Source organism: Bradyrhizobium sp. 27S5 (assembly GCF_037217225.1).
Classification (GTDB): domain Bacteria; phylum Pseudomonadota; class Alphaproteobacteria; order Rhizobiales; family Xanthobacteraceae; genus Bradyrhizobium; species Bradyrhizobium septentrionale.
The window spans coordinates 6,988,275-7,008,124 of sequence record NZ_CP147714.1; the positions used below are offsets into that span (position 1 = coordinate 6,988,275).

Annotated in this window: 17 protein-coding genes; 1 reads left to right on the forward strand and 16 read right to left on the reverse strand. The window is 65.8% G+C overall.

Features of this window, described 5'->3' with window-relative positions:
* Positions 1-30: 30 nt before the first annotated feature.
* From WDM24_RS32985 to WDM24_RS33020, 8 genes are all read right to left on the reverse strand, one after another.
* On the reverse strand, positions 31-597 hold the full coding sequence (locus WDM24_RS32985) for a c-type cytochrome (RefSeq protein ID WP_338828735.1): 567 nt from the start codon (positions 595-597) through the stop codon (positions 31-33).
* An 88-nt stretch (positions 598-685) separates the two neighbouring features.
* A complete protein-coding gene (locus WDM24_RS32990) occupies positions 686-2,395 on the reverse strand; it encodes a pyrroloquinoline quinone-dependent dehydrogenase (protein WP_338828736.1) in 1,710 nt (569 codons plus the stop codon).
* A 427-nt stretch (positions 2,396-2,822) separates the two neighbouring features.
* The gene (locus WDM24_RS32995; RefSeq protein WP_248114307.1) at positions 2,823-4,313 is read right to left on the reverse strand and encodes an ABC transporter substrate-binding protein; all 1,491 of its coding nucleotides are present in this window, start codon (positions 4,311-4,313) and stop codon (positions 2,823-2,825) included.
* Between the two features lie 56 nt (positions 4,314-4,369).
* Positions 4,370-5,404 carry an oligopeptide/dipeptide ABC transporter ATP-binding protein gene (locus WDM24_RS33000; protein WP_338828737.1) on the reverse strand — a complete coding sequence of 345 codons (1,035 nt, stop codon included), beginning with the start codon at positions 5,402-5,404 and terminating at the stop codon, positions 4,370-4,372.
* The gene (locus tag WDM24_RS33005; protein ID WP_338828738.1) at positions 5,401-6,399 is read right to left on the reverse strand and encodes an ABC transporter ATP-binding protein; all 999 of its coding nucleotides are present in this window, start codon (positions 6,397-6,399) and stop codon (positions 5,401-5,403) included. The genes WDM24_RS33000 and WDM24_RS33005 overlap by 4 nt, the downstream gene beginning before the upstream one ends.
* A 2-nt stretch (positions 6,400-6,401) precedes the next feature.
* Positions 6,402-7,298 carry an ABC transporter permease gene (locus tag WDM24_RS33010; protein ID WP_338828739.1) on the reverse strand — a complete coding sequence of 299 codons (897 nt, stop codon included), beginning with the start codon at positions 7,296-7,298 and terminating at the stop codon, positions 6,402-6,404.
* Positions 7,295-8,245, reverse strand: a complete 951-nt coding sequence (locus WDM24_RS33015; protein ID WP_338691588.1) for an ABC transporter permease — start codon at positions 8,243-8,245, stop codon at positions 7,295-7,297. The genes WDM24_RS33010 and WDM24_RS33015 overlap by 4 nt, the downstream gene beginning before the upstream one ends.
* Before the next feature lie 76 nt (positions 8,246-8,321).
* Positions 8,322-9,752 carry an amidase gene (locus WDM24_RS33020; protein WP_338828740.1) on the reverse strand — a complete coding sequence of 477 codons (1,431 nt, stop codon included), beginning with the start codon at positions 9,750-9,752 and terminating at the stop codon, positions 8,322-8,324.
* A 124-nt stretch (positions 9,753-9,876) separates the two neighbouring features.
* On the opposite strand from WDM24_RS33020, the gene WDM24_RS33025 reads away from it, so the two are divergent.
* A complete protein-coding gene (locus WDM24_RS33025; RefSeq protein WP_338828741.1) occupies positions 9,877-10,764 on the forward strand; it encodes a LysR family transcriptional regulator in 888 nt (295 codons plus the stop codon).
* Positions 10,765-10,790: 26 nt separating this feature from the next.
* Here WDM24_RS33025 and WDM24_RS33030 read toward each other — a convergent pair whose 3' ends face one another.
* From WDM24_RS33030 to WDM24_RS33065, 8 genes are all read right to left on the reverse strand, one after another.
* On the reverse strand, positions 10,791-11,729 hold the full coding sequence (locus WDM24_RS33030) for a carbohydrate kinase (protein WP_338828742.1): 939 nt from the start codon (positions 11,727-11,729) through the stop codon (positions 10,791-10,793).
* A gap of 12 nt (positions 11,730-11,741) precedes the next feature.
* Complete coding sequence (locus tag WDM24_RS33035) at positions 11,742-13,394, reverse strand: FGGY-family carbohydrate kinase (protein WP_338828743.1); 1,653 nt, start codon at positions 13,392-13,394, stop codon at positions 11,742-11,744.
* 42 nt (positions 13,395-13,436) lie between these two features.
* A complete protein-coding gene (locus WDM24_RS33040) occupies positions 13,437-14,210 on the reverse strand; it encodes an SDR family NAD(P)-dependent oxidoreductase (RefSeq protein ID WP_338828744.1) in 774 nt (257 codons plus the stop codon).
* Between the two features lie 145 nt (positions 14,211-14,355).
* Positions 14,356-15,363 (reverse strand): ABC transporter ATP-binding protein, encoded by a 1,008-nt coding sequence (locus WDM24_RS33045; protein ID WP_029080374.1) that lies wholly within the window; start codon positions 15,361-15,363, stop codon positions 14,356-14,358.
* Positions 15,364-15,379: 16 nt separating this feature from the next.
* On the reverse strand, positions 15,380-16,210 hold the full coding sequence (locus WDM24_RS33050; RefSeq protein ID WP_029080375.1) for a carbohydrate ABC transporter permease: 831 nt from the start codon (positions 16,208-16,210) through the stop codon (positions 15,380-15,382).
* A 4-nt stretch (positions 16,211-16,214) separates the two neighbouring features.
* Complete coding sequence (locus tag WDM24_RS33055) at positions 16,215-17,087, reverse strand: sugar ABC transporter permease (protein ID WP_338828745.1); 873 nt, start codon at positions 17,085-17,087, stop codon at positions 16,215-16,217.
* 148 nt (positions 17,088-17,235) lie between these two features.
* Complete coding sequence (locus WDM24_RS33060) at positions 17,236-18,549, reverse strand: sugar ABC transporter substrate-binding protein (RefSeq protein ID WP_338828746.1); 1,314 nt, start codon at positions 18,547-18,549, stop codon at positions 17,236-17,238.
* A 342-nt stretch (positions 18,550-18,891) separates the two neighbouring features.
* Positions 18,892-19,845 (reverse strand): sugar-binding transcriptional regulator, encoded by a 954-nt coding sequence (locus tag WDM24_RS33065; RefSeq protein WP_338691594.1) that lies wholly within the window; start codon positions 19,843-19,845, stop codon positions 18,892-18,894.
* Between the last annotated feature and the right edge of the window lie 5 nt (positions 19,846-19,850).

A 19,850-nucleotide genomic window follows, 5' to 3' on the forward strand; every position in this document is an offset into this window, starting at 1 on the left:
GAAGGCAACGCGCCCCCTCTCCGCGCCCGCTCACAGCCCCGCCAGATACTCCACCAGCGCGGCGAGGTCGTCGGGTGACGTTGCCAGCATCAGGTCGGACATGCCGGGATTGTTGCCGCGCGCGCGGGTGCGGAAATCGGCGATGGTTTTCGCGAGATAGTCCCGTCCCATCCCGGCAAGCCGCGGCACCGTGCCATCGCCCTGGAAGCGGTCGAGATGGCAGGCCGGGCAGCCGACCGAGCGGCTGGCGCTGACCGCCTTCTCCGCGACGTCCTTGGGCGCACTGGGCTGGCCGAGATCGGGCCACGGCTTCTGCGAGAAGTATTCCGCGATCGCCAGCATGTCGTCGCGCTCGAACTGCGTCGCGATCGGCTGCATGATCTCGCTCTTGCGGTCGCCGCGCTTGAAATCGCGGAGCTGGATATAGAGATAGCCGGCCTGCTGGCCCCAGATCGTCGGAATGGTCTTGTCGATGGGTTTTCCGTTCTCGCCGTGGCAGCCGGCGCAGACCTGCACCTTCTCCTCGATCGTCTCCGCGCGCACCCCGGCCGCCATCAGCAACAGCGCGGCGCTACAAATCATCAATCTGCCGAACATCTGCTCATCCGAAGAAACAGAGGCGGGACCGAACTGGTCCCGCCTCGCCGTCACCATTTGCAGGCGCGATAATGCATCCCGCCCCGACTCAGTCGAGCGTGAAGGCGATGATATTGTTGCCGCGCTTGTAATCGAGCTGGGTGTTACCGCCCGCGCCGACCACGACATATTGCTTGCCGCCGATCATGTAGCTCGACGGCGGCGCGTTGACGCCGGCGCCGGCGCGGAAGCTCCACAGCTCCTTGCCGCTCGACGAATTATAGGCCGCGAACTTGCCGTTGCCTTCGCCGGTGAAGACCAGGCCGCCGGCCGTGGCGAGAATGCCGCCGATCATCGGCTCGGGTGTCTTGACCTGCCATTTGATCTTGCCGGTGTTGTAGTTCACCGCGGTGATATTGCCCGACTGCTTCTCGCTCGGGATCACCTTGAAGGCGCCGCCCAGCCACAGCTTGCCGTTCGGATAGGCCGAGCTCTCGACGTGGTAGGTCATCGGCTGGTGCAGGTTGATGGCGTAGGCCAGCTCCTGTCCCGGGTCGGTCGCGATCGGCGACCATTCGACGCCACCGTTGGCGCCGGGCAGCATGCGGGCGCCTTCCTTGGTCGGCAGCACCCACATGTTCTCCTGCGGCACCATCGCCTCGGAGAAGCGGATCAGGCTGCAGTCCTTGCGATCGTGCACATAGATGTGCCCGGTCTTGCCGGCATGGATGACGCCGGGAATCGTCTTGCCGTCCTTGTCCTTGACATTGACCAGCACCGTTGGGCTGACCGCGTCGAGATCCCACACGTCATGGGCGATGTACTGGAAGTGGCAGACATACTTGCCGGTGTCGAGATCGAGCGAGACCAGCGAGTTGGTGTAGAGGTTGTCGCCGGGCCGGTTCGAGCCGTCGAGGTCGGGTGACGGATTGCCGACGACAAAGTAGATCCGGTTGGTCGCGAGATCGACCGACGGGTTCTGCCACACGCCGCCGCCGAGCTTGGCAAAGGGATCGCCGATCTTGGCAAGCGTGTCCTTCTCGGCCTGGATATTGCGATGCATGTCGCGGCCGGTGGCGTCCTTGGACGCCCAGACGCCGACGGAGTTTTCGGGAATGGTGTTGAAATTCCAGAGCTGCTTGCCGGTCTTGGCGTCATAGGCGCGCACGAAACCACGGATGCCGTATTCGCCGCCATTGGTGCCGATCAGCACCTTGTCCTTGACCACGGTCGGCGCCATCGTCTCGCTGTAGCCGAGCTCGGGATCGGCGATGTTGGTGGTCCAGACCACCTCGCCGGTCTTGGCATTCAGCGCCATCAGCTTGGAATCGAGCGTCGCCAGATAGACCCGGTCGCCGAGCACCTGGACGCCGCGATTGTTGGGGCCGCAGCAATAGACGGTGATCGGACCCATCTTGTGGGCATAGTGCCAGAGCTGCTGGCCGGTCTTGGCGTCGAGCGCATAGACGTGGCTGAACGACGTCGTGACATACATCACGCCGTCGACGACGATCGGCGATGTCTCTAGCGACTCCTTGACGTCGGTCTGGAAAATCCAGGCGACGTGCAGGTTCTTCACATTGTCCCGGCTGATCTGCTTGCCCGGATAGAAACGCGTCTGGGCATAATTGCCGTTGGTGAGCAGGAAGTCTTTTGCGTTCTTGTCAGCAGCGTTGAGCTGCTCCTGGGTCACCGGAGGGACATTGGCGTTCCCCAGGACCGACTGCTTCTCCTGCTTGACTTCCTGTCCGATGGCGGCGGTGGACAACAGGCCAACGCCGACCGCTGCGGCGAATGCCGCCAGCCCTTTCACAGTCATGATTTCCCCCGTTATTTCTTGGTTGCACTATCAGGGATGGAGTTTGCTACTTCCCCTTCGAGGCCTGGCCGCCGTCACGAGCGCGCACCGCTGATGGCCTGGTTGCGCTGCAATAGATGATGAAAAAAACAACGACAGGTATCGATGGACAGGCTTCATGTTAGCGCTGTCGTTCATAAAGACAATCGATGCGCTCAATGCGAAGCGGGAACAGCATAGGTTCGCACTGCCGAACCGCAGCGATCGCGCGTCGGCATCAATCCAAGCGATATCGGTAACTTCCGGCGCCTTCAGCGTTGGCTGGACGAATTCGCCTTCGCAGCCGCAGCACGCAAAATGAGACTGCGCGTCAAGCGACGGCACCGCGCGAGACAATCGCGCCGGTTGAGGCCGCGACCTCCTCCGGCGCGACGGCCTGCGCCCAAAACTACTCCCAGGACCACGTCGAGAAATCGTTCTCGAACTGCGGCACTTCCTTCCACACGCCCTTCAGCTTCTTGCTGGCGATCGAGATGAATTGCGGCTGAAACAGGAAGCCGGCCACCGCGTCGGTCGCCAGCATGCGTTGCGCGTCGCCGAGCAGTTTGGCGCGGTCGGCCTCGGCCGGCGTCGCCATGATCTGTTGGTAGAGCGCGTTGAACGCCTCGGACTTGTAGCCGAGATAATAGTCAGGCTCGGTCAACTTCACGAGATCGAACGGCTCGACATGCGCGACGATGGTGAGGTCGTAATTGTGCGGGCCGGTGAAGACCTGCGACAGCCACTGCGCCCATTCCACGTTCTCGATCTTGGCTGTGATGCCGACCTTGGCGAGCTGGGCAGCGAGGATCTCGCCGCCCTGCCGCGCGTAAGACGGCGGCGGCAGCTTGAGGCTGAGCTCGAGCGGCGTCTTGACGCCGGCCTCGGCCAGCAGCTTCTTGGCGAGTTCCGGATCGTAGGGATTGATGCCGGTGGTATCGACATAGCCGAGCGATCCCGGCACATAGAAGCTGCCGATCGGCGTGCCGAAGCCATCGACGGCGCCGTCGATCATCGCCTTGCGGTCGATCGCGGCGAGGATGGCGCGGCGGACGCGCACGTCGTCGAGCGGCTTCTTGCGCTCGTTGATGCCGACGATGGTTTTGGCCCTGCTACCGCCGATCAGGACGTTGAAGCGCGGATCGGCCTTGAACTGCGCCAGGCTGCGCGCCGCCGCAACCCGCGGAAACGCGTCGACATCGCCGGACAGCAGCGCCGCGACCTGGGCTGCGGGATCGCCGATGAAGCGGATCGTCACCTTGGCGAGCTTGATTGCGGCGGCGTTGCGATATTCCGGCCATTTGACCAGCGTGATCGACGAGCCCTTGGTCCAGCTGCCGAGCGTATAGGGCCCGGTGCCGACCGGCTGCGTCGCATCGGTCGGCGCGCTCTTCGGCTCGACGATCGAGCCCGACGCCTGGCCGAGCAGGAACGGCAGGTTCGGCTCGGAGTATTTCAGCGCGACCACGATCGTCTCGGCATCCGGCGCCGTCACCGACGTGAACGCCTGGTACAGGCTCCTGTCCTTGTTTGTCGAAGTCGGCGCCGCGGCACGTTCGTAGGTGAACCTCACCGCCGCGGAATCGAACGGCTCGCCATTGTGAAATTTGACGCCCTTGCGCAGCTTGAAAGTGTAGGTCTTGAGATCGGGTGAGGCCTGCCAGCTCTCCGCGAGCAGCGGCGAGACCGAGCCGTCCTCGTTGATCTTGGTCAGCGTCTCATAGATGTTGTAGAGCGTGACTTCGGCGATTGCGGCGGCTGCCGCGTTGGTCGGATCGAGCCCCGGCGGCTCCAGCGTCATGCCCATCACGACGCTGTCCTTCTTGCCCTGCGCGAGGCTCGGCAGCGGCGCTGCGGCGAGCGCGGCAGCCGCCGCGATGACGCATAATTTCCTCAACATCGGCTTGCTCCCCGGACGTGCTCTTCCATCGACTTGGGTTGGTCCCGCACAAAGGACTAACCGGCCTCCGCGACCACAGGCGGCTGCGCCATCACGGCTTCGGCGTGATGGCAGGCGGCCAGGTGGGCCTCTCCCACTGTGCGTAGCGCAGGCGCGGTCTCGCGACAATGCTGGTCGGCCAGGGGACAGCGCGGCGCGTAAGGGCACCCGGTCGCAGCCGATGCCTGCGAGCCGATCGCCTGCGCGCCGCGGCGGCGCCTGATACCACCGGCCCGGGCGCGCGGAACCGCATCGAGCAGCGCGCGCGTATAGGGATGAGCGCCGTGGGCGAACAGATCGGCCGGCCGCCCCTGCTCGACGATCCTCCCCTGATACATCACCGCGATCTCGTCGCAGAGCAGATCGACCACCGCGAGGTCGTGGCTGATCAGGATGTAGCTGAGACCAAATTCGTCCTGCAGGTCCTGCATCAGATTGAGCACCTGCGCCTGCACGGAGACGTCGAGCGCGGAGACCGGCTCATCGGCCACGATCAGCTTCGGCTGGGTGATCAGCGCGCGCGCGATCGCGATGCGCTGGCGCTGGCCGCCGGAGAATTCGTGCGGGAACTTGTCCATGTCGGCGTCGCGCAGCCCGACCTGGCGCAGCACCGCGGCGACGCGCTCGCGCAAGCCAGCGCGATCAATGCGCCCGAGCGCGGTCAGCGGCTCGGCAACGATCCGCGCAATGGTCTGCCGCGGATCGAGCGAGCCATAGGGATCCTGGAACACCATCTGGAAATCGCGGCGGGCGCGGCGCAGCTCATCCGGCGGCATCTGGTTGAGATCGCGGCCCAGCAAGGACACCGTGCCGGACGTCGGGCGCTCCAGCGCCATCACCAGCCGCGCAAAGGTCGATTTGCCCGAACCGGACTCGCCGACGACGCCGAGGCTCCTGCCCGGCATCACCTGCGCTGAGACGCCGTTGAGCGCGTGGACCTGCGCCGCCGGCCTGAACAGGCTTTCACGCGGCAGGGTGTAACGTTGCGCGAGATCCGTCACCGCGAGCAGCGGCGTCGCAGGCGCGACTGATGTTCGATCCAGCACCGTCATGCGCCAACGCCCCCGGCGGCCATCGAGACATCGGTCCTGATGCAGCGCACGCCATGCGCGCCGCCGACATCCACCACGGCCGGCAGCGCCGCGCGGCAGCGCGCCTCGGCGATCGTGCAGCGATCGGCGAACGCGCAGCCCGCGGGCAGGTCGGCAAGCTCCGGCACGGTGCCGGCAATGGTCTTGAGCCGAGTCCCCTTGCGCGCGCCGAGCCGCGGGCGGGCGCGGAACAGGCCCTGGGTATAGGGATGGCCCATCCGCGTGAACACGGCATCGGTCTTGCCGTTTTCGACGACGGTGCCGCCATACATCACCATCATGCGCTCGACATTCTCGGCGATCACGCCGAGATCGTGCGAGATCAGGATCATCGACATGCCGCGCTCCGCGACGAGATCGGCGATCAGATCGAGGATCTGGCCCTGGATGGTGACGTCGAGCGCGGTGGTCGGCTCGTCGGCGATCAGCACATCGGGCTGGCAGGCCAGCGCCATCGCGATCGTGATGCGCTGGCGCTGGCCGCCGGAAAACTGGTGCGGATAGGCATCAACGCGCTTGGCCGCATCGGGCAGACCGACGCGGTCGAGCAAGGCGATCGCTTCGCCGCGGGCTTCAGCCGCCGAGATTCCGGTGTGCCGCCGCAACGGCTCGGCGACCTGACGCCCGATCGTATGCATCGGATTGAGCGCGGTCATCGGCTCCTGGAAGATCATGCTGATGCGGTTGCCGCGCAGCTTGCAATAGGCCGCATCCGGCAGGCCGACGAGCTCGGCGCCATCGAGCCGGATGCTGCCGCTGATCACGGCGCTATCGGGCAACAGCCCCATCAAGGCCAGCGCCGTCACCGACTTGCCGCAACCGGATTCGCCGACCAACCCGATCGTCTCGCCGCGGCGAAGCGCAAAGCTGACGCCGCGCACGGCCTGTGCAGAGCCGCGGCTGGTGTTGAGCCTGACGCCAAGGTCCTTCACCTCGATCAGCGGCGCTTCACTCATGCTCAACGCTCCCGCGCCAGACGGGGATCGAGCAGATCGCGCAAGCCGTCGCCGAGCAGGTTGAGCCCGAGCACCGCGATCGCAATCGCCGCACCCGGATAGACCGCGAGCATCGGCGACTGGAACAGCAGCGTCTGCGCATCATTGAGCATGCGGCCCCAGGACGGCTGCGGCGGCTGGGTGCCGAGCCCGAGATAGGATAGCGCGGCCTCGGCGAGGATCGCGAGCGCGAACTGGATCGTCGCCTGCACGATCAGGATCGACAGGATGTTGGGCAGCACGTGCTCGATGGTGATGCGGAACGAGCCCTTGCCCGCGGCGCGCGCGGCCAGCACGAATTCGCGGGCCCAGATCGCATTGGCCGAGCCGCGGGTGACGCGGACGAAGGTCGGGATCTGGAAGATGCCGATCGCGGTGATCGACGTCACCATGCCCGGACCTGCGACGGCGGCCAGCATGATCGCCGACAGCACCGCGGGAAACGCGAAGGTGAAGTCGCTCATCCGCATGATGAGCTCCTCGGTCCAGCCCTTGCGCGCCGCGGCGATCAGGCCGAGGCAGACGCCGAAGCTCAGGCCGATGCCGACCGCGATGACGCCGACCATGATGGTGGAGCGCGCTCCGACCAGGAGCAGCGAGACGATGTCGCGGCCGAACACGTCGGTGCCGAGCCAGTGCGCCGCCGACGGCGGCCGCAGTTTCGAGGCGACGTCGATGTCATAGGCCGACCACGGCGTCCACAGTAGCGAAAGCAGCGCCGCGCCGAGCACGAGCAGGCTGAGCACTGCGCCAAGCACGAAGCTGCGGTGACGCGATGCGCGGCGCCAGAAGCCGGTCGCCGGCCGCGTGCCCGCTGCGATGGCCGGCGTGCCGGCGGAGGCGGTCAGCGGCGCGCTCATAGATTGGCCACCTTGATGCGCGGATCGATGAAGGCGTAGAGCATATCGACCACGAAATTGACGATCACGACCATCGCAGCCAGCAGCATCACGCAATTGCGCACCACGATCAGGTCGCGGTTGGCGATCGACTGGAAGATCAGCCGTCCGAGGCCCGGCAGATAGAACACGTTCTCGATCACGATGGTGCCGGCCAGGAGATTGGCGAATTGCAGGCCCATCACCGTCATGACCGGGATCATGGCGTTGCGCAGCACGTGGCGCCACAGCACCTCGCGCTTGCCGAGCCCCTTGGCGCGCGCGGTGCGGACGAAATCCTCGCGCAGCACCTCCAGCACCGCCGAACGGGTGACGCGGGCGAGGATCGCGGCCTGCACCACCGCGAGCGAGATCGCGGGCAGCAGCAGCGACTTGACGCCCGGCCAGATGCCGTCGTCCCAGCCGGCAAAGCCGCCGGCGGAGAGCAATTGCAGCTTCACCGAGAACAGCAGGATCAGGAGGATCGCGAACCAGAAATTCGGCAGCGCGATGCCGATTTGGGTCAGCGACATCACGCCGACATCACCGATTTTGTTGTGGTTGGCCGCGGTGTAGATGCCGGCGGCGAGCGCCAGCACCACCGTGATCGACATCGACATGATCGCAAGCGGGATGGTGAGCACCAGCCGCTCCGCGATCAGGGAAGCCACCGGCGTGCCATAGACATAGCTGTTGCCGAGATCGCCTGCCACCATGCCCTTGAGCCAGAGCAGATAGCGAACCGTGAGCGGCTGGTCGAGCCCGAGCTTGACGGTGAGTGCGCGCACCGCCTCGGGCGAGGCGTCGGCGCCCATCAGCATCTGGGCGGCATTGCCCGGCAGTGCGTCGAGCACCAGGAAAATGATCAGCGACGCCGCGAACAGCGTCGCCACCAGGGTCAGGATCCGCCGCAGGAAGAAAACGCTCATGCGCGCCCGGGGTGCAAGGAACGGAGCGCAGGTTTCAACATGTTCGCGAGCGAATGCAAGCCCCTCGCCGCGCCGTTCATGACACCAGCGCCGGCCAGCGGCCGAGCAGATCGCTGGCCTCCTCGAACAGCGCGGCGACGCGCAGCAGTTCCGCATCGGCCCGGAAGCGGCCGACGAGATGCAGTCCGATCGGCAGGCCATCGCGGCCGAAGCCGGAGGGGATGCTGACCGCGGGATGCCCGGTCATGTTGAACAGCATGGTCCACGGAAACCAGTGCGGCCGCACACTGTCAAAACTCTGCCCGTCGATCTCGATGGTGCCGAACAGATCCTGGTCGATCGGCAGCGCCGTACGGGTCAAGGTCGGCATCGCCAGCAGATCGCCGTGCGCGAGCAGCGACTGCACGCGGCGGAACAGCGCGGTGCGGTCGAACATCGCCTGCTGGTACTCGACGCCGCTGACCTCAGCGGCGAGCGCGAGCTGTTTCAGGAACGTGGAGCTGAGGTCATCGGGATAATCGGCCGCGAGCTTCTCGAAGCGGGTGCGCCAGACGGTGTGATTGATGGCGCGCCAGATCGGCTCGATGTCAAAACCGTCGCCGGAGAATTCCTCGAGTTCCGCTCCGAGGCTGGCCAGCCGGTCGAGGCTCGCCTTGAAGTCGGCGGCGACATCCGATGTCACCGGGCGGCCCGGCGGCGACAGGCAGAACAGCACCCGCTTGCCCCTGAGATCGCCGCGCGGCGCCGCACGATCGAGATAATCAGGCACCGGCACACCGATCGACCACGGATCGGACGGGTCCTCGCCGGCCATCGCCTGCATCATCAGCGCCGTATCGGCGACCGTGCGGGTGGTCGGCGTGACGTAGGTCTGGTTGCCGAAGGCGTCCTGCACCTGGCTGTGCGGGATCACGCCGTTGCTCTGCTTGATCCCGACCACGCCGTTGCAGGCGGCGGGAATCCGGGTCGAGCCGCCGCCATCGGTCGCAACCGCCAGCGGCGCGATGCCGCTCGCCACCGCCACCGCCGCGCCGCCGCTGGAGCCGCCGCTGGAGCGCTCCGCGCTCCATGCATTGCGGGTGCGGCCGAACAGCGGCGAGTCGGTCAGGCACTTGCTGCCGAACTCCGGCGTCGTGGTCTTGCCGATCAATATTCCGCCCTGCGCACGAAGCCGCGCCACCGCCACGGCATCATGATTGGGCACGTTGTCCTGGTACGGCACCGCGCCGAAGGTCGTCCGCACGCCCCTTGTGCTGACGATGTCCTTCACGGTGAAGGGGATGCCATGCAGCAGGCCGAGCGGCTCGCCCGCCATGAGCTGGCGCTCCGCGGCCTTCGCCTGCGCCATCGCCTCGTCGGCGCACAGCGTGATGAAGCAGTTCAGTTCGCCCTGCAGCCGCTCGGCGCGAGCAAGCACCGCCGCGGTGACCTCGACGGGAGAAATTTCCCTGGCGCCGATGCGCGCACGCAATTCGGTCGCCGGCAACAGGCACGGATCTCCGCTCATCCCCAAAACGCTCTCCAAAAGTCGGCCGGCAACGTTCGACCGCGTTGACAGCCAGAATGCCTCCCATGTTTACTCGGCGTCCAATACGAATTTGAAGGCCAACCCATACGTTTTCGGTATGCCTATGGATTTGCGTCGGCTTCGTTATTTCGTCGCGGTGGCTGAGGAGCGCAGCGTCGGCAAGGCCGCCGAACGGCTGCGGATGGCCCAGCCGCCGCTTTCCGTGCAAATCCGTAAGCTCGAGGCCGAGCTCGGCACGCCGCTGTTCCGCCGCGGCACGCGCGGCATGGATTTGACCGAGGCTGGCCTCGCGCTGCTGACGCGGGCGAGCGAGGCGCTGGCGCTGGCCGAGGAAGGTGTCGAGGCGGCGCGCGCGATCGCCTCCGGGCAACGCGGACGGCTCGCGGTCGGCTACATGTTCGTGCTGGCAAGCGCGGTGCTGCCGCGCCTGGTGCCGGAGCTGCGCCGGTCGCTGCCGGGCGTCGATCTCGATTTCGTCGAGCTTTCCGCATCGACCCGGGAGACGCTGCTGCTCGACCGGGCCGTCAGCGTCGCCTTGTGCATGCCCGCGATCCATCATCCGGAAATCCAGGTGTCCCAGATCGGCACCCAGCCGCTGATGCTGGCGATGCCCGCGCGCTCGCCGCTCGCCCGCCTCGCCGCCGTGCCGGTCGGCAGATTGCAGGGTCGTCCACTCATCGCCCTGCCTCGGCCTGAGGAACAACCGACCTCGTCGGCGGTGTCGGCGATGCTGCGCCGGCATCAGGTGGTGATGCCGATCGTCAGCCGGGTGGAGACCGTGCACTCGGCGCTCAGCCTCGTGCTCGCCGGCGAAGGGCTCGCGATCCTGCCGGCTTGCGCGAAGCTCGGCGCGCCACCGGGGATCGCGTTCCGGCGCTTCGTCGACATCACTGATGCGATCGAGATCGCGGCCTGCTGGCGGCGCGATTCCGCGAGCCCGTTGATCCGAAGCTTCCTCAGGAGTGCCGAGAAGGTCGTTGCGCACCTGTAAGCACGGTCTTTGCCGTGACGGAGCGACTACCAAGTGTCCGCGGGCAATTCCCAGCTCCGCGGCGGATCGGCGCCGGCGCGCGTGCAGGTGAAGGCGGCGCATTTGCAGGCAAACGACAGCGCGCGGGTGAGCTCGGCCGCGCTGATCTCGCGCAGTTGCTGCCGTGCGATCCGGTTCAGCCGATGCAGCGCGGCGAGCAGCGCGGCCTGAAAACTGTCGCCGGCGCCGATCGTATCGACGACCTTCACCGCCGGCGACTCGACCTCGATCGCCCCCGCCTTGCGATGCCAGGCGCTGGCGCCACTGTTGCCGCGCGTGATGACGACGAGCGATGCGCCGTCCGACAGCAGCGCCGCCGCCCTCTCAGTATAAGCCTCGTCGCCGAACAGATAGGCGAAGTCGACGTCGGACATTTTTACGATGTCGGCCGTGCCGCAGAACGCCAGTATCCGCGTGCGATAGGCGTCCTTGTCCTTGACCAGGTTCGGGCGGCAGTTCGGGTCGAGCGAGATCGTCACCTTCGGCCTGATATCCTCGATGAAGGCCAGCGTCTCGGCTGCACCCTTGTCATGGACCAGCGTGGTCGAGCCGGTGTGAAGGCAGGTGACGCCATCAAGCGCGATCGCATCGCGCCGATAGACCCAGTTCCGTGACGCGGTGTCCGCGTCATAGAACGCGTATTGTGTCTCGGTACCGGTCACCCGCGCAAAGGCCAGCGTTGCCTGGTGATCGCTGCGCGTCGCGCGGCCGAGATCGACGCCCGAGGCCGCGGCGTGATCGGCGATCATCCGGCCGAACGTATCGGTCGAGATGCCGCCGACGAAGCCGGTGGGAACGTCGAGCCGGGCACTGCCGATCGCGATATTGAGGCAGGAACCGCCGACCGCGGGCGTCAGGGCCTCGCGTCCATCCGCCGTCCGTGACGGCAGGAAATCGATCAGCGCATCTCCGCAACTCAGCAGCATGGTGCAAACACCTTACGTCGGCGCCTCGCCGGGCGCCCGCTTCATCGCCTCGCGGCTGTCGCGGTCGAGCGCCCGCAGCATCCTGTGCACGCCGCGCTTGCGGTCGTGAAACTCGGTAAGCTCGGGCCTGGTCGGTTCGCTCAATCGGCCGAGCGCCGACATGCCGGCCATCGCCGCATTGATCGAATTGTGCGCACCGCTGGCGACCGCGCCCAGCATCGCGGCGCCCAGCAGCACGGGTTCTTGCGTCTGCGGCAACGCCACCGTGTAGCCGGTGGTGTCGGCCATGATCTGGCGCACCAGCGGGCTGCGGCTCGCGCCGCCGCCGATCACGATGGTCTTGCCACTGACGCCATGCGCCTGCAGCGCGTCGATGACGTCGGCAAGGCCATAGGCAAGCCCGCACAGGCCGGCGATGAACAGCCGCTCCAGCGCCGACACGTCGGTGTCGAGATCGAGCCCCGCGATCACGGCGCGCGATCCCGGATCGGCATAGGGCGACCGGTTGCCGAGAAATTCCGGCAGGACGTGAACATTGCGCGCAAGCAGCGCCGCCGTGCCGGCGTCGCCCGCACGCGCCAGGATGCGCTTCTCGAGGTACTCGATGACGTCGACGCCGTCGTGCTTCGCGGCGGCCAAAACCTCGGCATGCGCCGGGTGCGATTTCAGCAGGTGATCGACCGCCGCTCCCGCCGCGGACTGGCCGCCCTCATTGAGCCAGAAGCCCGGCACCATGCCTTCGAAATACGGCCCCCAGACGCCCGGCACGAAACAGGGCTCGACCGTCGTCGCCATGATGCAGGCCGACGTTCCCATGATGTAGGCGAGCCGCTTGCAGACATCGACCTCGGCGCCGGAGCCGTCGCGGCCGCCGATCGCGCCGACGCCGCCGGCATGGGCATCGATCAGCGAAGCGCCGACCGCGGTTCCCGGCAGCAGGCCGAGTTCGCGCGCAGCATCCTCCGACAACCCGCGGCCGAGCGGCGAACCGGGCGGCACGATCTCGGCGCCGATCCGAGCAAAGCGGTCGGCTGCGAGGGCCTCGAGCCCGACCCGCTTGAGGAACGATTCGCTCCAGCCGCCCTCGCCGGCGACATAGGTCCATTTGCAGGTGACGGTGCAGGTCGAGCGCGCCTGCGAGCCGGTGGCGCGGAACGAAAGATAATCGGCGAGATCGAAGAAGTGGCCGGCGGCCTCGAAGGTCGCGGGCAGATGCCGCTTCAGCCACAGGATTTTCGGGATCTCCATCTCCGGCGAGATGGCGCCGCCGACATAACGCAGCACGCGATCACCGGTCGCGTTGACGAATTCGGTTTCGTCCATCGCGCGGTGGTCCATCCAGACCACGACGTTGCGCGCGGGATCGCCGGACGGGCTGACGGTCAGCGGTCGTCCGGCCTTGTCGAGCACCACCAGCGAGCAGGTCGCGTCAAATCCGATGCCTTTGACCTGCTCAGCGGCAACCGCCGCCTCGCGCATTGCATTGCGCACGGAGGCGACGCAGGCCGCCCAGATATCGTCGGAGGACTGCTCGACGATATCGCTGGGCTCATGCCAGCCCCGGATCGGATGCCGGGCCGACCCCAACAGCTTCCCGGCCTCGTCGAATACCCCCGCCCGGGCACTGGTGCTCCCGACGTCCACCCCGATATAGGCTTGCCGCATGACCGCTCTATCTTTTGTTGAGCCTGATCGTTCGGCGCAACCCTACCAGCAAGTGTAGCCGCCATCGACAAGAACGATGCTTCCGGTCATAAGGCTCGCCGCCTCGGAGGCGAGGAACAAGACGACGGACGCGATCTCGTCGACCTGCCCCATCCGCGCCATCGGGGTTCCGCCGATCCAGGCGTCGTACATTCTGGGGCTGTTCTTCACGAAGGCGTTCAGCGGGGTCTCGATATAGGTCGGCGCCACCGCGTTGACGCGAACCCCGCGCGCGCCCCATTCGGCCGCCAGCGATTTGGTGAGATGGTGCACCGCGGCCTTGGAGGCATTGTAGAAGCATTGTTCCTGCGGCTTGTTGACGATGAAGCCGGACATCGAGCCGACATTGACAATGGCTCCGGCCTTCGCCTTCAGCATGTGGTTGCCGAAGGCGCGGCAGCACCAGAAGGTGCCGTTCAGATTGACGTCGATGACGTTGAGCCAATGCTCGTCAGTCACGGTCTCGGCCGGAGTCTCGCTGCGCGCGATGCCGGCATTGTTGACGAGAATATCGACCTTGCCGTATTTGCGGACCAGTTCGTCGGCGACCGCGGCGACGCGGCCGGAATCCGTCACGTCCATCAGCGCGATGTCGGCGTCGAAGCCCTTGGCCTTCAGCGCCGCCTGCGCATCATTGGCGACCTTGGCGTCGCGGTCGCCGATAATGACCTTGGCGCCGGCTTCCGCCAGCGCTTCGGCGCAAGCGAGGCCGATGCCCTGGCCGGCACCGGTGATGATGGCGGTCTTGCCGCCGAGCCTGAATTTTTCGAGATACATTTTCTTCTTCCTTTGCCTAGAGCCCGCATTTCGCGGGCGTGCCGCCCCGGCCAGAGCGAAATCAACTGCGAAAAAGCCCGCGTCCTAACTTCTTTTTGAGCATGATCTGTTCGGAAAACCGCTTCACACTTTTCCGGATCATGCTCTACGCGTGGATCGATTTTCCGCTGTCGTCGAACCGATGGATGCGCGCCGGATCCGGGATCAGCGACACGCGATCGCCGGGATGCAGGTCAAGCTCGCCGACATAGCGCGTGGTCAGCATGCCCTGCGGCCCGGCGTCGACATAAAGGAAGGTGTCACTGCCGAGATGCTCGGCGACCGAGACCGTGCCGGGCCAGCCGCCCTGGCCGTCGCGCTCGACCTTCAGATGCTCGGGCCGCACGCCGATCGTCGCAGCGCCCTGCTGTTTCGCGGGCTCGCCGGTGACGAAATTCATCTTCGGCGAGCCGATGAAGCCGGCGACGAACAGGTTGGCCGGCTTCTCGTAGAGTTCGAGCGGCGAGCCATATTGCTCGATCTTGCCGCCGTTCAGCACCACGATCTTGTCGGCCATGGTCATGGCCTCGACCTGGTCGTGGGTGACATAGATCGCCGTGGTGCCAAGTTGTTTCTGCAATCGCGTCACCTCGAGACGCATCTGCACGCGCAGCGCAGCATCAAGGTTCGACAGCGGCTCGTCGAACAGGAACGCCTTCGGCTCGCGCACGATGGCGCGCCCGATCGCAACCCGCTGGCGCTGGCCGCCGGACAGCTCGCGCGGCTTGCGGTCGAGATAGGGCGTGAGGTTGAGGGTCGCCGCGGCGGCCTCGACCTTGCGGTTGATCTCGTCCCTGGCAATGCCGGCCATCTTCAGGCCGAACGCGATGTTGCCGCGCACGCTCATATGCGGATAGAGCGCGTAGGACTGGAACACCATCGACAGCCCGCGCTTGGCCGGCGGCACGTCGACCACGTTGCGCCCGTCGATCAGGATGGCGCCGCCGGTGACGTCTTCCAGCCCCGCGATCAGCCGCAGCAGCGTGGTCTTGCCGCAGCCGGAGGGACCGACAAAGACGACAAAGGAGCCGTCGGCGATCTCGAGGTCGGCGCCCTTGATGATGTGGACCGGCCCGAACGATTTTTGCACACCCTGCAGCGTAATCTGACCCATGGCAAAAGCCTTTCTGCTACTTGACCGCGCCGAAGGTCAGGCCGCGGACGAGCTGCCGCTGACTGAACCAGCCGAGCACGAGAATGGGCGCGATCGCGAGCGTCGACGCCGCCGACAGTTTGGCCCAGAACAATCCTTCCGGGCTGGAATAGGATGCGATGAACACGGTGAGCGGCGCGGCCTCGAGCGTCGACAGGTTGAGGGTCCAGAACGCCTCGTTCCACGCCAGGATCAGATTGAGCAGCAGGGTCGAGGCGAGCCCCGGCACTGCCATCGGCGTCAGCACGTAGATCAGCTCACGCCCGATCGTGGCGCCGTCCATCCGCGCCGCCTCGAGGATATCCTTCGGGATCTCCTTGAAATAGGTGAACAGCATCCAGATCACGATCGGCAGATTGCCGAGGCACAGGATGAAGATCAGGCCAGAGCGGGTGTCGAGCAGGCCGAAGGTCCGGAAAATCAGGTAGATCGGCACCAGCACGCCGACCGGCGGCATCATCTTGGTGGAGAGCATCCAGAGCAGCACGTCCTTGGTCCGCTTGGTCGGCGAGAACGCCATCGACCACGCTGCCGGAATCGCGATTAGCATCGCGATCAAGGTCGAGCCGCCGGCGATGATGATCGAGTTGAGCGCGTGATGGATATAGTCGCTGCGCTCCTGCACGGTCGCATAGTTCTCCGTCGTCCAGTGGAAGAACAGGAACGACGGCGGGATCGCGAAGGCCTCGAGCTCGGTCTTGAAGCTCGCCAGCACCATCCAGAGGATCGGGAAGAAGATCAGGAAGCCGACCAGCCAGGCCGCCGCCGTCGAGATCACCTTGTTCCGTGTCGTGACCTTCCGTGCCATGACGTTACGCCTCCAGATTCCGGCCGACGATACGAACGAGGAAGAACGCGACGATATTGGCGAGCACCACCGCGACCAGGCCGCCCGCCGACGCGCTGCCGACGTCGTACTGGATCAGCGCCTGCGAATAGATCAGGAAGGCGATGTTGGTGGTCTGCAGGCCGGGGCCGCCGCCGGTGGTGACGAAAATCTCCGCGAACACCGTGAGCAGGAAGATGGTCTCGATCAGGATCACCACCGTGATCGGACGCGCCAGATGCGGCAGCGTGATGTAGATGAAGGTCGAGATCGCGCTTGCGCCGTCCATCTCGGCCGCCTCCTTCTGCTCCTCGTCGAGCGATTGCAGCGCGGTGAGCAGAATCAGGGTCGCGAACGGCAGCCATTGCCAGGAGATGATCAGGATCACCGAGAACAGCGGCGCATCGTTGAACCAGTCGATCGCCGGCAGCCCGAACAAATGTGCGATCCAGGCGAACAGGCCCGACACCGGATGCATCAGGAGATTCTTCCAGACCAGCGCGCTGACCGTCGGCATCACGAAGAACGGCGCGATCACCATCAGCCGGACGAGGGAGAGCCCGACCACCTGCTGATCGAGCAGCAGCGCCAGCGGCACGCCAAGGATGATCGTGATTGCGAGCACCGAGCCGACCAGCACCAGGGTATTCTGCAGCGAGGCGAGGAAGGCCGGATCGGTCAGGAAGTAGCGAAAATTCTCCAGCCCGACGAATTGTTCGGAACCGGGATCGAGCAGATTGTAGTGCAGGGTCGCGAAGTAGATCGTGAGCGCCAGTGGCACGATCATCCAGATGAACAGCAGCGCCACCGCGGGCGTGAGCAGCGTGCGTGCAAGCAGTTGGGTCTGCTGGGTCGCCATCCCCGCCTCCTTCTCTCGAAAGGAGCGACCATCCCGTTGCGGGACAGGATGGTCGCGAGTGGCCCAGCTCGGGAGGTTTGAGCTGGTCGGGCGGCCAAGGCGCGTGCTGCGCCCTGGCTTTGTCTGGTGTGGCTTGGTCTGGCGTGGCTTATTTGATGTAGCCCGCGCGTTTCATTTCGCGCTCGGTCGCGGACTGCGCAGCGGCGAGTGCGGCATCCACTGTGGTCGAGCCGGACAGTGCCGCCGAGAATTGCTGCCCCACCTGGGTGCCGATGCCCTGGAATTCAGGAATCGCCGCATACTGCACGCCGACATAAGGCACTGGCTTCACGGTCGGCTTGTTCGGATCCGCAGCATCGATCGAGGCCAGCGTCAGCTTGGCGAAGGGGGCGACCTTCAGATAGTCGGGGTTCTTGTACAGCGAGGCGCGCGTGCCAGGCGGCACGTTGGCCCAGCCGTCCTTCGCGGCGACGAGCTTGGTGTAGTCCTTGCCGGTTGCCCAGGCGATGAACTTCTCGGCCGCCTCGACCTTCTTCGAGCCGGCGGGGACCGCGAGGCTCCACGCCCACAGCCAGTTGGCGTTCTTGCCGAGCCCGGTGTTCGGCGCCAGCGCAAAGCCGACCCTGTCGGCGACCCTGGACTCCTTCGGATTGCTCACGAAGGACGCCGCCACCGTGGCATCGATCCACATCGCGCATTTGCCGGCGTTGAACAGCGCGAGGTTCTCGTTGAAGCCGTTGGAGCTGGCGCCGGGAGGGCCGGCCTGCTTCATCAGGTCGACATAGGTCGTCAGCGTCTTCTTCCATTCCGGCGAGTTGAACTGCGGCTCCCACTTCTCGTCGAACCAGCGCGCGCCGAAGGAGTTGGCCATCGCAGTGAGGAACGCCATGTTCTCGCCCCAGCCGGCCTTGCCGCGCAGGCAGATGCCGTAGACGCCGCCCGACTTGTCGGTCAGCTTCTTGGCCGCGTCGACCACGAAGTCCCAGGTCGGGCTCTCCGGCATCTTCAGGCCGGCCTTGTCGAACAGGTCGGTGCGATACATCACCATCGAGCTCTCGCCGTAGAACGGCGCGGCGTAGAGCTTGCCGTCGACCGAGACCGCGTCCTTGATCTTCGGCAGGAGATCGCCGACGTCATAGTCGGCGCCGAGCTTGTCGAGCGGCACCAGCCAGTTCTTCTTGGCCCAGATCGGCACCTCATAGGTGCCGATGGTGAGCACGTCGAACTGTCCGCCCTTGGTGGCGATGTCGGTGGTCACGCGCTGGCGCAGCACGTTCTCCTCGAGCGTCACCCATTTGACGATGATGTCGGGGTTCTTCGCGGTGAATTCGCTGGAGAGCCCCTGCATGCGGATCATGTCGCCGTTGTTGACGGTCGCGACCGTCAGCGTGGTCTGGGCGATCGAGGGGGCAGAGATCAAAAGAGCAGCCGCGCCCGCAACGGCGCAAAGGACGTTTTTCAAGGTGACCTCCCTTATGTCACGTTGAGCATATGCCCACGTGTTGGGCGTATGTTCACCCTGTCGCCAAGTTTTGTCAAGCGCGCGGGTGCGCCGTCCCACGCGATTGCGGGTTCCACTGCAGCCTGGAATGGTGGTTTTTGCGGAGGCGTAGAGAGCGGCCGACTGGAAGTGGATTGAGCTGGAGCAGCACCCAATGTGCACCTCTCCCGCTTGCGGGGGAGGTCGGATTGCATCGGAGATGCAATCCGGGTGGGGGCTCTCTCCACAATACGATTCGAGGATAGACCCCCACCCCAACCCTCCCCCGCAAGCGGGAGAGGGAGTGCACCCGACTCGTGGCGTCTAGCGATCCAGCACCGCGCGCGCGGTCGCCTCATCCGTGATCAGGCCGTTGATCACCCGGCCCGCCAGCGCGGCCTTGATCGACGGCACCTTGGCGGCGCCGACCGCCGCCGCGATCGTGGTTTGCTCCGCGGGAATCTGCGGCGGAATGCTGGTCAGGCGCTTGTTGGTGCCGCCCTTGATCAGGCGCCCCTTGGCGTCATAGGCCCAACCGGTCACCTCGCCGATCGCGCCGAGCCGCATCATCTCCAGCAATTCCTCGCGGGTGACGAAGCCGTCGACATGGACCTGGGCCTTCTGGTCCATCTGGCCGATGCCGATCAGCCGGAGATCGGCCTTGGCGGCGACCGCCCTCACCCGCGCGATCGGGTCGATGCGCACCATGCGATTGCGCTCGTCCTCGCTCGACATCAAGAACGGCAGCGGCATCGGGTAGTGGCGCGCGCCGGTGCGATCGGCGAGCCGTCCCACCGTGTCGTAGAAGCTCGCCGAGCCGTCGGCGGAGATGTTGCCGACCAGCGAGACGATCTGGTGATCGGGCCGCTCGATCGGCGAGACCCGCTCGACCGCGGCGCGCACCGCGCGGCCGGTGCCGAGCGCCACGATCACGGGCGTCTCTGAGCGCAGCGTCGTCTCCAGCAGATTGGCGCTGCGTTCGGCAATTCCTGCATTCGACAGCGGCGCCGCCGGATCTGATGGCACCACGTCGCAATGCACCAGATCGAACCGCGCCTTCAGCCGGGACGCCAATTCCATACAGGCTGCAATCGGGTGCTCAAGACGGAACGTGATCAGCCGCTCCGCCAGGCACAGCGAAACCAGGCGCTGCGCCGAGGCGCGCGACACCTGCAGCATTTTGGCGATTTCGTCCTGGGTGTGGCCCGCGATGAAATACAGCCAGCCGGCGCGCGCCGCATCGTCGAGGCGAGACTTTTCGTTGTCGGGCGCAGCCATAATCC